This is a genomic window from Vibrio sp. TRT 29B02 (assembly GCF_050113655.1).
Taxonomy (GTDB): Bacteria; Pseudomonadota; Gammaproteobacteria; order Enterobacterales; family Vibrionaceae; genus Vibrio.
Genome location: NZ_JBNJOJ010000005.1, coordinates 134,801 through 147,205 on the forward strand (window position 1 = coordinate 134,801; position 12,405 = coordinate 147,205).

Below are 12,405 nucleotides of genomic sequence, written 5' to 3' on the forward strand. Positions count from 1 at the left end.
TCAATTGCATTCTCATTTTTGACAATTTATGATCCCAACCATCAGTGGAATAAGCAACAGTATGGAAAGAGTATGCCCTCATTAAAACAACAAGTGGTTCAGCTATTGGAGCAAGAGCCGGCTTTGCTGCCTGCGGATTTGGCGGAAAAACTCAACGTATCAGAATTTCAAATTGTTGCTTCTTTGCCTGATGGCATGGTGACTCTTGTCTCTGGGGAACAAGCGCAATGGGTTTTGGAGCAATTGGTTGGTTTTGGCCCTGTGACGACTATCGTTCATTCATTTGGCTCAATTTTTGAAGTCAAAGCCCCCTTTCCTAGAGGGAAAGAGACCAGAGGTTACTACAATCTCATGGGGAAAGAAGGTGAATTACATGGTCATCTCAAGCTAGAAAATATTAAGGATATTGCTTTGGTAAGTAAGCCTTTTAGAGGACGAGAAAGTCATTATTTTGGATTTTTTTGCTCACAAGGTAATAATATCTTTAAAGTCTATTTGGGACGTGATGACAAACATCAACTGTTTGCTTCTCAAGTCGAGACATTCAAACGCTGGCAGCACGAGTTGAGCCAATAACAAATACAGAAAAAGAGAACAGATTAAGGAGCCTCAAATGGACCAACAAGTGAAACAAGAGCGTTTGCAAGGTCGTCTAGAACCGGAAATTAAAGAGTTTCGTCAAGCGCGACGTACATTGCAACTCGCCACCGTCGATGAAAATGGGCGTCCGAATGTGAGTTACGCTCCTTATGTGCAGAATCAGGATGGTTACTTTGTCTTAATCTCTGAAATCGCTCGCCACGCACGTAATTTGCAGGTCAATCCAAGTGTGTCGATTATGATGATTGAAGACGAGGGTGACTCGAAACAGCTGTTTGCTCGAAAACGCTTAACGTTTGATGCGATAGCGTCAGTGGTTGAACGCGATAGCAAGCAATGGAATCTTGTGATTGCACAAATGAAAGAGAGATTTGGTGAGATTATTGATGGCCTTAGCCAATTACAGGATTTTGTTTTGTTCAACCTAAAAGCGGAGCAAGGTCTGTTTGTCAAAGGCTTCGGTCAGGCTTATCAGGTGTCGGGTGATGATCTTGTTGATTTTGTTCATTTAGAAGAAGGTCATAAAAAGGTTTCCAACCAGTAGTGATTCAGATAGCTTAGATTCCAATTAAGGAGCCATAGTGGCTCCTTTCTGCTTTAGGAGAGGAATTACGATGCGCCCCGTCAGCAAAGATCACGGAGAAATCTGCTACCCATTCATCTATGAAGATAGCCCAGTGTGTGACTTTGAGATCGCCAGTGACGAGTTGTGTAGCAGGATTGGTTTAGTGCTGACGTATGAGTTGGATGACGTTAGCCGTGATATATTGCTGCGGCTTCAACCGAATGTATATCACCTCAATGGTTCCGTTCGCGGGAAGATGGCGATTGATGAGTCAACCCTGCATGAACTCTATCGTGACTACAACCAGTTAAGAGAAAAACTTGATGGTGGCTTCAAAGGGTTTGTATTACCCGGTGGACACCGAATCTCAGCGGAGCTACATCTGTGTCGTACTCAAGCTAAGAAAGTGGTTCGCGCGTTGGTGGCAATTGAACACTCAGGCAGAAAGTCGCCGGATCCGATCTTGTTCCGCTACGCCAACCTACTCGCCAATATCATGTATGCGCTAGCCTCATACACAAACCGTGTCCATCAGGTAAATGAAGTGGAGTTTGTCAGTCACAGTTACTAGCTGAGTAATGCCCCCTAATGTAGAGGGCGTGACACCGAGGCGATACGAACGATCAGAGCGGCTATAGCATATCTCGGATTCTGAAATAGGACATCGCCAGAACGAGAGCAGGGGTGCGGAACAAGCGACCACCTGGGAATGGGTGGTGAGGAATTCGGTCAAATATGGCAAAACGTTCGGCTGTAGTGGCGATGCACTCTGCCATTAGGGTTCCCGCCATACCAGTGGCTGCGATGCCGTGACCTGAAAAACCTTGCGCAAAGTAGACATTTGGCTTTAAGCGACCAAAATGCGGTGCTCGGTTGAGGGTAATGGCGACATTACCTCCCCAAGCAAAGTCAATCTTGGCGTCTTTCAGCTGCGGATAGATATCAATCATTCTCGACTGCATTGCTTTTCTAAGGTTAAAAGGTGCAACGCCTGAATAACTGACTCTGCCACCAAATAACATGCGGTGATCTCCTGAACAGCGGAAGTAATCGAGTACAAAGTTAATATCACACGCTGAAATATGATTTTTCATCAGATCATTGGTGACCGTTTCACCGAGCGGTTCTGTCGCGCAAATATAGGTGCCAACGGGCATGACACGATTTTCTAACTTGCTCTCCAACCCATCCATATAAGCATTACAGGCTAAAACAACGTGGTTGGCTTCAACGCTGCCTTGTGCCGTAAACAGTTTGGCAGGATCGCCATGCTCAATCTTCTTACATTCACTCTGTTCGTAAAATTCAACCCCCGCATCTTGTGCGGCTTTAACCAAACCAAGCGTATAATTTAATGGGTGGAGGTGACCGCTGTTAGAGTCAAATAAACCCGAAGTATAACGATCGCTTGCGATGTGTTCGCGTGTCTGTTTTTGATCCCAAAGTTGCAGTGATTGGTAGCCATAATTCTCGGTGAGATCATCGTGCCACGCTTTGAGCTCGCGATCGTGACGTGATTTGACGCCTAGATGGACCATACCATCACGCCAATCACACTCAATGTTGTATTTTTTTATGTTGCCTTTGGTGAGTGCCAAAGCGTCAACGGACATATCCCATAGTTTACGTGCGTCTGATTTACCGACCAGTTTTTCGAGAGTACTTTGCTCTGAAGCCCAACCGAAAATCGCTTGACCGCCACTACGACCTGATGCACCCCAACCGACGCGTTTGCCCTCAAGCACAATGACTTTAAAACCACGATTGGCAAGTTCAAGTGCCGCTGTTGCACCAGTAATACCTGAACCCACCACACAAACATCCGCCTTGTGTGCGCCTTTTAACGTTGGAAAATCAAAGTGTTGATTTGCTGACGCTGCGTAGTAAGAGTCGGTGTGCTTTGCTTTCATAGCTTTGTCCTTAAAACTAAAGTTGAACTTACTTGTACCATTGGTACTCGAGTGGCGATACCTGAGCGGAAAAATGCTCCTGCTCATGTTGCTTGTTTGCCAAATAGATTTTGCAGAACTGTTCTCCAAGTTGCTCTTTCAAGAACAGACTCTGGTCGAACAGTTCGAGTGCCGCTTGCCAAGAGGTCGGAACCGTTGGTGCGTCGACAAGTGTGGCATCACCTTCAATAGGTGCTGGTGGAAGTTGCTGCTTTTCAATGCCATCTAACATAGAAGCGAGAATGACAGCGGTCGTTAAGTATGGGTTAACATCAGCACCTGCAAGTCGATGTTCAATCCGACGATTACTATTTTCACCGGCGGGAACACGAACTGCGACGGTACGATTATCCCATCCCCAAGTCATTTGGAGTGGGACAAACATATTCGGTTGCAAGCGTCGATAAGAGTTAGCGTTTGGAGCCAAGACCGCCATGCTTTCATCCATATGGTCGAGAATGCCTGCAATGGCGTGAAGTAGGGTATTCTGATCGTCAGCGAAGATATTTTCTCCGTCGCGATCGAGCAGACTAACGTGGACGTGGCAGCCGTTACCTGCGTGCTCTGTGTAGGGTTTAGCCATGAAGTTGGCATAGAATCCGTGTTTTTTTGCAACGGCGCGTATGACTCTTTTCAACAGCATTGCTTGGTCACAGGCTAAAAGCACATCCTCGCAGTGGCGCAAGTTAACTTCGAACTGGCCTGGAGCATATTCGGCGGTGATATTGTCTGTTGGAATATTTTGTATTTCACATGTCGCTAAGACTTCGTCAAGAAATGCCTTAAATTCATCAAGCTCATCAAGTGAATAGACTTGAGTTTGCGTCATTCGCTCACCACTGAGTGGCATGATAGGTGGCTGTGGTTGTCCGTCTGCATCGGGCTTAACGTCTTGCAGATAGAACTCAAGTTCTATCGCGACGCACGGGGTTAAGCCACGTTGAGTGAATTTGTCTAATTGCCCCTGAAGGACGTGACGAGGATCGGCGAAAAAGGGCTGCTGGCTGTCGGGCTCATACATGGTAACAATGGCTTGAGCACTGTTCTCAAGCCAAGGCGTCAGTTGCAATGAACTGTCAACCAGCATGCAGAGTCTGTCTCCATCACCTTGCTCAAATCCTAGCCCTGTTTCTTCGACGGTTTCGCCACATATATCGAGGGCGAAAACAGAAGCGGGTAAGCATATGCCTTGCTCGGCAATTTTATCCAGTTGTGAGGCATTCACTCTTTTACCGCGGATGACACCGTTAATATCAAACAGCATTAAATCGACGGTGGTGACGTTGGAGTTTTCGCGGATGAATTGCACGATGGCGTCAGCATTGCTGGAAACTGAGCAGGCATCGTGATTGGTCGCAATGGTTTGTTTGACTAGCTCGTTCATTGTTAATTCGCTTCCTTTCAGTTGATTACCGCTTATGGGAATAGGCAAGTGCGTCCTTACTTTCCTTAGCGTGTTCGGTAACACGTTAGCCATATTTCGTCGATAACATTCCTACTTAATAGTGATGAAAAAACATCCAACGCACGGTATTACCCTTACACAACGTTTAGTAAAACACAACACTCTTGTTAATTATTTGTAAAATATAAGTATCAAATTATCAAAATAATTAACATTCATGGTTGACATTTGACCAATTCAAGGTCAATTCTATTCCCAGTCGCGGACAAAATTGTCGCCAAACAATAGGTGAATAAATCATGGAAAAGATAACGAAATGGATTGAGAGTAATAGGATTACTGAGGTGGAATGCCTCATACCTGATATTACTGGTAATGCGCGAGGTAAGATCATGCCCGCCAAAAAGTTTCTTCGAGAGGGAGGAATGCGCCTTCCCGAAGCGGTTTTTTTCCAAACGGTAACCGGTGACTGGCCTGATGATGAAAGCATGATTGACCTGACTGAGAAAGACATGCTGCTAGAACCGGATCCGGATACGATTCGTTTTGTTCCTTGGACTAAAGAGCCCACAGCTCAAGTCATCCACGACTGTTACACCGTGGGTGGTGATCCAGTAGATATCTCGCCTCGTGCCGTTCTAAGACGCGTTTTAGATCTCTACAAGAAAGAGGGATGGAATCCTATCGTTGCACCAGAGTTGGAGTTCTTCCTCGTTAAGAAAAACCTCGACTGGGACTACCCACTTGAACCGCCAATTGGTCGTAACGGTCGTCCAGAAACCGCGCGTCAGTCGTTCAGTATTGATGCGGTAAACGAGTTCGATCCAATTTTTGAAGATATGTACGACTATTGTGAAGTACAGGAGTTGGATGTTGACACCCTGGTGCACGAATCTGGTGCCGCGCAAATGGAACTCAACTTTGACCATGGTGAGCCACTTGATAGAGCTGACCAAGTGTTTTTGTTTAAGCGTACGGTACGTGAAGCGGCATTAAAACATGATGTGTATGCGACCTTTATGGCAAAACCAATGGAAAATGAGCCAGGTAGTGCGATGCATATTCACCAGAGTCTAGTGGATGACAACGGTCAGAACCTGTTTGCGAATGATGATGGCTCTAACAGTGAACTCTTCATGAACTATATCGCTGGTATGCAGAAATACACGCCTGCCGCTATTTCGTTTTTTGCGCCGAATGTGAACTCCTACCGCCGTTTGGTATTTGGTGAATCTGCGCCTACCAACGTGGCTTGGGGGGTGGACAACCGCACCGTTGGATTGCGAGTACCTATTTCAGATAGAAATTCTCGTCGAATCGAGAACCGCTATGCGGGAGCTGATGCTAATCCATATTTGGCGATGGCACTCACCCTCGCTTGTGGTTATTTGGGCATGAAAGAGAAGCTCACACCAACGCCGGAATGTACAGGTGATATGACAACTCAACCCTATTCTCTGCCACATACGCTGGAAGATTCACTGGTGTTATTGGAGCAGAGTGATGAGCTTCGTGAAATTTTAGGCGATCGTTTTGTAGCGGCTTATGTCGCCATTAAGCGCAAAGAATACAAAACGTTTTTCCAAGTGATCAGTTCATGGGAGCGTGAGTTCCTATTATTGAACGTGTAAATCATGACTCGAGTCACTTGGCATTATTAGCCAGATGACTTGAGACAAGGTGAGCTAGTTTGTGGTCAGTTTACCGAGTTTATTTCGATATCTGAAAAAGATGAGAGTTAACTATGTCTACATGGATTGAGCAAGACAGTGCACATTGTTTGCACCCTTTTACTAACTTTAAGTCATTAAATGCAAAAGGTTCTCGCGTCATTACTAAAGCTGAGGGCGTTTACATTTACGATGAGGACGGTAACAAAATTCTTGATGGTATGGCTGGGCTTTGGTGTGTAAACCTTGGCTACAGCAGTCAACCACTCATTGATGCTGCAACGGCGCAGCTCAAGGAGCTGCCTTATTACAATCTGTTCTTCCAAACTACTCATCCACCGGCGGTAGAATTATCAACATTACTGGCTGAAATCACGCCAGAAGGAATGAACCACGTTTTCTTCACGGGTTCTGGCTCTGAGTGTAATGACACCGTACTGCGCATGGTAAGGCACTACTGGGCAAGCAAAGGCAAAGCCAGCAAACAAACTGTGATCAGCCGAAACAATGCTTACCATGGAAGCACCATGGCAGGTGCGAGTTTGGGTGGTATGAAGTTTATGCATGCGCAAGGTGGTTTGCCACTACCCAATATCGTTCATATCGATCAGCCTTATCACTTTGGTGAAGGTCAGGGGCAAGATGCTAACGAGTTTGGTCTAGAGCGTGCTCGCCAATTGGAAGCCAAAATTCTTGAGTTAGGTGAAGATAATGTTGCTGCCTTTATTGCCGAACCGATTCAGGGTGCGGGTGGCGTGATTATCCCGCCAGATAGCTATTGGCCAGAAATTCAACGTATTTGTGACAAATACGAAATCCTATTGATCGTCGATGAAGTCATATGTGGCTTTGGACGCACAGGTGAATGGTTTGCCAGCCAGACCTTCAATATCAAACCTGATTTGATGTGTATGGCTAAAGGTATTACTTCAGGCTATCTGCCTCTAGGTGGTGTGATGGTCCGTGACCACGTCGCTAAAGTTCTCACCGATGCTGATACGGAATTTGCCCATGGCTTTACTTATTCCGGACACCCAGCAGCGTGTGCGGTAGCGATTGCCAACATCAAAGAGATGCAACGCCTTAATGTCGTCAACCAGGTTCGAGAAGAGACCGCCCCATACTTTGCTCAGCGTTGGAGCGAGCTTGCACAGCATCCATTGGTGGCAGAAGCCCGCTGCAAGGGGCTGGTTGGTGCTATCGAATTGGTAGCGGATAAAGAGACCAATCAGCGTTTTGATAAAGAGCTAGAAGTCGGTACTCGCTGTCGTGAGCACTGCTTTAATTCAGGCGTCGTTTTACGAGCGGTGGGAGACACAATGATCTGTTCGCCACCACTTATCATTAGCAAGGATGAAATCGATCAACTGGTCACTAAAGCGAAACAAGCTTTAGATAACACATTGGCGGACGTCAAGTCTTAGTCGGTCACGTACACGAGCAACAAGCAAGAGGAACGGAGATCCAAATGGTTAAACTAAAATCATATATCGGCATGGCGCTGGGAGCAGCAATGGTTACTGCACCGGCATTAGTGCACGCTGGCGAAGAGAAAGTTCTTAACGTTTATAACTGGTCAGATTATATCGCGGAAGACACGATTGCCAAGTTTGAACAAGAGACTGGTATTAAGGTGGTTTACGACGTTTTCGACTCTAACGAAGTGTTGGAAGCGAAAATTCTCTCAGGCAACACAGGATTTGATCTTGTCGTGCCGAGTAATGACTTCCTTGGACGTCAAGCTAAAGCGGGTGCATTTCAGAAGCTGGATAAAAGCAAGCTGAGTAACTACAAAAATCTAGATCCTAAGTTGATGTCGATTCTGGCTGATACGGTTGATCCGAACAACGAGTACGCGATTCCTTACCTATGGGGTACCACAGGTATCGGTTACAACGTAGAAAAAGTACAAGCAGCACTTGGTGAGAACGCCCCTGTCGACAGTTGGGAGTTGGTGTTTAAGCCTGAAAATATGGAGAAGCTAGCTCAGTGTGGTGTGGGCTTCTTGAATGCGCCAACCGAAATTATGGCGGCGGCACTTAACTATTTAGGTAAAGATCCAAACAGTACTAATGCGGATGACTACAAGAATGATGCACTCGCATTGTTGAAAGACATTCGTCCTTACGTCACATATTTCCACTCATCTCAATACATCAATGACTTAGCAAATGGCGATATCTGTGTCGCTATCGGTTGGTCTGGCGATGTTCTTCAAGCGGCAGATCGTGCGGCAGAAGCGGACAATGGAGTCGAAATTTCTTACTCAATTCCAAAAGAAGGTGCGCTTGCTTGGTTCGATTTGATGGCGATTCCTAAAGAAGCGAAACATCCAGAAAATGCACATTTGTTCATCAACTTCCTGCTGCGTCCTGAAGTTATTGCAGAAATTAGTAACTACGTTTGGTATGCGAATCCAAATGTCCCGTCTCGTGAGTTTATCGAACAGGAGATACTAGACGATCCGGGTATCTACCCTACGCCAGAGGCACAAGAGAAGTTGTACAGCTCGAAAATGCTGCCGCATAAGGTTTCACGAACTATTACACGTGCGTGGACTGACTTTATTAAAAACTAAGTTGTAAGGCGGGCACTTTCGGGTGCTCGCCGCTGTAGGGAGAAAGATATGAGTGTGATGTCTATTGAAACCGAGCTAGTGCATAGCCATACAAAATCTAAACCGCCTAAACCCTTGTTAGAAATACGAGGTTTGACCAAGAACTTTGATGGCCATGTTGCGGTAGATAATGTCGACCTGACCATCAACCAAGGTGAGTTGTTTGCCTTATTAGGTGCCTCGGGTTGCGGTAAATCAACACTACTTAGAATGCTAGCGGGTTTCGAACAGCCTACGGAAGGGCAAATTATACTCGATGGTGAAGACTTAGCGAATGTCCCGCCGTACCGTCGTCCAGTCAACATGATGTTTCAATCATACGCTCTATTTCCCCATATGACGGTAGCCAAAAATATAGCTTACGGGCTAAAGCAAGATGGCATGCCAAGCAAAGAGATCGACGCGACAGTAAAACATATGCTTGAGTTGGTGAGGATGACAGACTATGCCAATCGTAAGCCACATCAGCTATCTGGTGGACAGAAACAAAGGGTGGCCTTGGCGAGAAGCCTAGCGAAGAAACCTAAGTTACTACTTCTTGATGAACCAATGGGTGCATTGGACAAAAACCTCAGAGAAAAAATGCAGCTTGAGGTTGTGGATATTCTTGAGAGCGTCGGCGTGACATGTGTCATGGTGACTCATGACCAAGAAGAAGCCATGACGATGGCGAGTCGCATTGCCATCATGAACAAAGGTCAGTTTGCTCAAATCGGCTCTCCCGAAGCCATTTATGAACACCCGAACTCAAGATACACCGCTAGATTCATTGGTTCAGTTAACGTATTTGAAGGTGTTTTGGAGACCAACAACAACGATAGCGCAACGATTGCTACACCGGATCTCCCTTCTCCAATCCGAATTGCACACGGTGTATCTGGTGCTCCAGGGATTCCTGTTTATATCGCCATACGCCCCGAGAAGATGATGCTGTGCGACAAACCATCCAACGCGGAGAACTCCTGTTCTGGTGTTGTTGAAGATATCGCTTATATGGGCAATCAGTCGATTTACCATGTACGCTTAGAAAGCGGTAAATTGGTGACCGCCACTTTGCAAAACACTAGCCGTCATCGCAAAGAAATGCCGACTTGGGAGCAAAGGGTCAACCTATGCTGGGAATTAGAAAGTAGCGTGGTACTTAAGATATGAAAACTCATGCCAAATTGAACTTCTGGCGTGTGGTTCCGACGCCAAAGTGTCTATTGCTGTCGATTCCCTATGGGTGGTTGTTACTGTTTTTCCTGCTACCTTTTCTTATTGTGTTCAAAATCAGTTTCGCCGAAGCACAAATTGCTATCCCGCCATACAGTGAGCTGTGGAGTTATGCGGAACAGAAAATACAGTTGCTGCTCAATATTGGTAACTACCAGTATCTTGTTGAAGACGATCTCTATATCTCGTCATATCTAGAATCGATTCGCATCGCACTAGTGTCGACCGCTTTATGTTTGTTGATTGGTTTCCCGATCGCTTGGGCGATTGTTCACTCAACACCTGCGACTCGAAACATCTTACTGATGCTAATCATTCTACCGTCATGGACCAGTTTCTTGATTCGAGTTTATGCGTGGATAGGCATCCTCAAAAATAATGGATTGCTTAACAATGTCCTGCTGTCGTTAGGAGCCATTGATGAGCCATTAAAAATACTTCACACCGATGCTGCCGTTTACATAGGGATTGTCTACACCTACCTACCTTTCATGGTTTTGCCTATCTATACCGCTTTAATGCGCGTCGACTATTCGTTGATCGAAGCGTCTAGCGATTTAGGTGCGAAGCCATACACGACCCTATTTAGCATTCTTGTCCCACTCACTCGTGCGGGGATCATTGCTGGCTCGATGTTAGTGTTTATTCCGGCTGTGGGTGAGTTCGTTATCCCTGAGCTCCTTGGTGGGCCGGATTCGATATTGATTGGTAAAGTTTTGTGGCAAGAGTTTTTCAATAACCGAGATTGGCCCGTGGCGTCAGCAGTGGCTATTGTCATGTTGTTACTGTTAATGATTCCGATACTGTGGTTCCACCGTTATCAGAAACGTGAGTTGGAGGCAAACTAATGGATGCGATTCCTGTATATAAAACCAAATGGAAGTGGGCGATACTCGCGGCAGGTCTTACGTTTCTATACCTACCGATTCTAATCCTCATTATTTACTCGTTTAACGAAAACAGATTGGTAACGGTTTGGTCAGGTTTCTCAATCAAATGGTACTTTGAGCTTCTCGAAGATGACCTATTGATGGGAGGGGTCAAACTGAGCCTGATGATCGGTTTCTTGTCAGCCAGTGCAGCTGTTGTGCTTGGTACTATCGCTGCTTTTGTCTTAAACCGATTTGGTAAGTTCAGAGGTGAAACCGGTTTTGCTTTCATGATCACCGCTCCACTGGTTATGCCAGAGGTGATTACCGGCTTATCCTTGCTATTGCTCTTTATAGCGCTAGGGCAAGTGTTCGACATCTTCTCACAGCGAGGCATGTTGACGATATGGATAGCGCATGTGACTTTTTGTACGGCTTATGTCACCGTTGTAGTCAGCTCTCGTCTACAAGAAGTGGATCGCTCGATTGAGGAGGCGGCGATGGATCTTGGGGCGCCGCCTTGGAAAGTCTTCTTCCAAATCACCTTACCCACTATCGCACCAGCAATTCTCGCTGGATGGTTACTGGCATTCACATTGTCATTGGATGATTTAGTTATTGCGAGTTTTGTTTCGGGGCCAAGTGCTACAACCTTACCTATGGTGGTGTTCTCTAGCGTTCGTTTAGGGGTCAGCCCGAAAATCAATGCTCTAGCGACCCTCATCATATTGGCGGTAGCGTGTGCGACCTTTGTCGCTTGGTGGGTGATGGCGAAAGCAGAAAAACGTCGGCAACTTGAGATGAAACTTGCTGCTCAATAGTGCTGTTCAAGGTGGTGTGGTATAGCTTGCTATGACATCACCTTTCTTTATAATTGTTGGCTTAATTTTGCGCGTTGATAGTCAATTTGTGTCATTAGTGTTGCAATTACTTTTTCAGAGGATAGGCCATGGATGTTGGGAAACAACTAAAAACAATAAGAACGATGCGCGGGCTTTCTCAAAGAGAGTTAGCGAAGCGCAGCGGTGTCACCAACTCAATGATCTCCCAGATTGAGCAAAATCTCGTTAACCCATCTGTGGGGTCACTAAAGAAAATTCTCGATGCTATTCCAATCTCAATGGGAGAGTTTTTCACCATAGAAATCGAGGCAAAAGATGAAATCTTTTTTACACTCGGGCAAATGGCGGACCTTGGTGACGGCACAATTAAGATGTTACTGGTTGGGGCCAAGCGTGAGGGGCGAAAACTGGCGATTTTGCGCGAGTTTTATCCACCGGGTACGGATACTGGACCGGACTTCTTGCAGCATGACGGTGAAGAGGGCGGGATAATCATTAGTGGTGAAATTGAAATAACTGTCGGAAGTAAGACGCAACTGCTTAAAGCAGGCGACTCTTACTACTTTGAAACCAAGAAGCCTCATCGTTTTAGAAACCGAGGCAAAGTTGAATGTGAACTGATTAGTGCGGCTACGCCACCCACTTTCTAAAGCCATTTCTATATTTCTACTCA

Annotated in this window: 12 protein-coding genes; 10 read left to right on the forward strand and 2 right to left on the reverse strand. The window is 45.9% G+C overall.

Going from position 1 to position 12,405, the window contains the following annotated elements:
- Positions 1 to 72: 72 nt before the first annotated feature.
- The 3 genes from hutX to ACQEXT_RS04980 all read left to right on the forward strand — a co-directional run bounded on the left by hutX (position 73) and on the right by ACQEXT_RS04980 (position 1,736).
- A complete protein-coding gene (gene hutX / locus ACQEXT_RS04970; protein ID WP_426950888.1) occupies positions 73 to 576 on the forward strand; it encodes a heme utilization cystosolic carrier protein HutX in 504 nt (167 codons plus the stop codon).
- A gap of 37 nt (positions 577 to 613) precedes the next feature.
- Positions 614 to 1,144, forward strand: coding sequence for a heme utilization protein HutZ (gene hutZ / locus ACQEXT_RS04975; protein ID WP_426950889.1), 531 nt, complete (start codon positions 614 to 616; stop codon positions 1,142 to 1,144).
- A 70-nt stretch (positions 1,145 to 1,214) separates the two neighbouring features.
- Positions 1,215 to 1,736 carry an ATP:cob(I)alamin adenosyltransferase gene (locus ACQEXT_RS04980; protein WP_426950891.1) on the forward strand — a complete coding sequence of 174 codons (522 nt, stop codon included), beginning with the start codon at positions 1,215 to 1,217 and terminating at the stop codon, positions 1,734 to 1,736.
- Positions 1,737 to 1,797: 61 nt separating this feature from the next.
- Here the strand turns inward: ACQEXT_RS04980 and ACQEXT_RS04985 are convergent, their stop codons facing one another.
- Together ACQEXT_RS04985 and ACQEXT_RS04990 are read right to left on the reverse strand one after the other, a co-directional pair.
- The gene (locus ACQEXT_RS04985; protein ID WP_138970560.1) at positions 1,798 to 3,075 is read right to left on the reverse strand and encodes an NAD(P)/FAD-dependent oxidoreductase; all 1,278 of its coding nucleotides are present in this window, start codon (positions 3,073 to 3,075) and stop codon (positions 1,798 to 1,800) included.
- Between the two features lie 28 nt (positions 3,076 to 3,103).
- Positions 3,104 to 4,498: a glutamine synthetase family protein gene (locus ACQEXT_RS04990; protein WP_426950893.1), complete on the reverse strand. Its 1,395-nt coding sequence runs from the start codon at positions 4,496 to 4,498 to the stop codon at positions 3,104 to 3,106.
- Between the two features lie 320 nt (positions 4,499 to 4,818).
- On the opposite strand from ACQEXT_RS04990, the gene ACQEXT_RS04995 reads away from it, so the two are divergent.
- From ACQEXT_RS04995 to ACQEXT_RS05025, 7 genes are all read left to right on the forward strand, one after another.
- Positions 4,819 to 6,150, forward strand: coding sequence for a glutamine synthetase family protein (locus tag ACQEXT_RS04995; protein WP_331417415.1), 1,332 nt, complete (start codon positions 4,819 to 4,821; stop codon positions 6,148 to 6,150).
- Between the two features lie 113 nt (positions 6,151 to 6,263).
- A complete protein-coding gene (locus ACQEXT_RS05000) occupies positions 6,264 to 7,613 on the forward strand; it encodes an aspartate aminotransferase family protein (protein WP_331427209.1) in 1,350 nt (449 codons plus the stop codon).
- Positions 7,614 to 7,657: 44 nt separating this feature from the next.
- Positions 7,658 to 8,767 carry an extracellular solute-binding protein gene (locus ACQEXT_RS05005; RefSeq protein ID WP_426950894.1) on the forward strand — a complete coding sequence of 370 codons (1,110 nt, stop codon included), beginning with the start codon at positions 7,658 to 7,660 and terminating at the stop codon, positions 8,765 to 8,767.
- A 48-nt stretch (positions 8,768 to 8,815) separates the two neighbouring features.
- Entirely contained in the window at positions 8,816 to 9,958 is a 1,143-nt protein-coding gene (gene potG, locus ACQEXT_RS05010; protein ID WP_426950895.1) for a putrescine ABC transporter ATP-binding subunit PotG, read from the forward strand.
- Positions 9,955 to 10,869: a putrescine ABC transporter permease PotH gene (gene potH / locus ACQEXT_RS05015; RefSeq protein WP_426950897.1), complete on the forward strand. Its 915-nt coding sequence runs from the start codon at positions 9,955 to 9,957 to the stop codon at positions 10,867 to 10,869. The genes potG and potH overlap by 4 nt, the downstream gene beginning before the upstream one ends.
- A complete protein-coding gene (locus tag ACQEXT_RS05020) occupies positions 10,869 to 11,711 on the forward strand; it encodes an ABC transporter permease subunit (RefSeq protein WP_138970553.1) in 843 nt (280 codons plus the stop codon). The genes potH and ACQEXT_RS05020 overlap by 1 nt, the downstream gene beginning before the upstream one ends.
- 128 nt (positions 11,712 to 11,839) lie before the next feature.
- A complete protein-coding gene (locus tag ACQEXT_RS05025) occupies positions 11,840 to 12,382 on the forward strand; it encodes a cupin domain-containing protein (RefSeq protein WP_269375074.1) in 543 nt (180 codons plus the stop codon).
- Positions 12,383 to 12,405 lie beyond the last annotated feature (23 nt).

Excerpts from the sequence above, each read along its gene's own strand:
- hutX (WP_426950888.1), top strand. The coding sequence starts at position 73 with ATGCCCTCATTAAAACAACAAGTGGTTCAGCTATTGGAGCAAGAGCCG.
- hutZ (WP_426950889.1), top strand. The coding sequence starts at position 614 with ATGGACCAACAAGTGAAACAAGAGCGTTTGCAAGGTCGTCTAGAACCG.
- ACQEXT_RS04980 (WP_426950891.1), top strand. The coding sequence starts at position 1,215 with ATGCGCCCCGTCAGCAAAGATCACGGAGAAATCTGCTACCCATTCATC.
- ACQEXT_RS04985 (WP_138970560.1), bottom strand. The coding sequence starts at position 3,075 with ATGAAAGCAAAGCACACCGACTCTTACTACGCAGCGTCAGCAAATCAA.
- ACQEXT_RS04990 (WP_426950893.1), bottom strand. The coding sequence starts at position 4,498 with ATGAACGAGCTAGTCAAACAAACCATTGCGACCAATCACGATGCCTGC.
- ACQEXT_RS04995 (WP_331417415.1), top strand. The coding sequence starts at position 4,819 with ATGGAAAAGATAACGAAATGGATTGAGAGTAATAGGATTACTGAGGTG.
- ACQEXT_RS05000 (WP_331427209.1), top strand. The coding sequence starts at position 6,264 with ATGTCTACATGGATTGAGCAAGACAGTGCACATTGTTTGCACCCTTTT.
- ACQEXT_RS05005 (WP_426950894.1), top strand. The coding sequence starts at position 7,658 with ATGGTTAAACTAAAATCATATATCGGCATGGCGCTGGGAGCAGCAATG.
- potG (WP_426950895.1), top strand. The coding sequence starts at position 8,816 with ATGAGTGTGATGTCTATTGAAACCGAGCTAGTGCATAGCCATACAAAA.
- potH (WP_426950897.1), top strand. The coding sequence starts at position 9,955 with ATGAAAACTCATGCCAAATTGAACTTCTGGCGTGTGGTTCCGACGCCA.
- ACQEXT_RS05020 (WP_138970553.1), top strand. The coding sequence starts at position 10,869 with ATGGATGCGATTCCTGTATATAAAACCAAATGGAAGTGGGCGATACTC.
- ACQEXT_RS05025 (WP_269375074.1), top strand. The coding sequence starts at position 11,840 with ATGGATGTTGGGAAACAACTAAAAACAATAAGAACGATGCGCGGGCTT.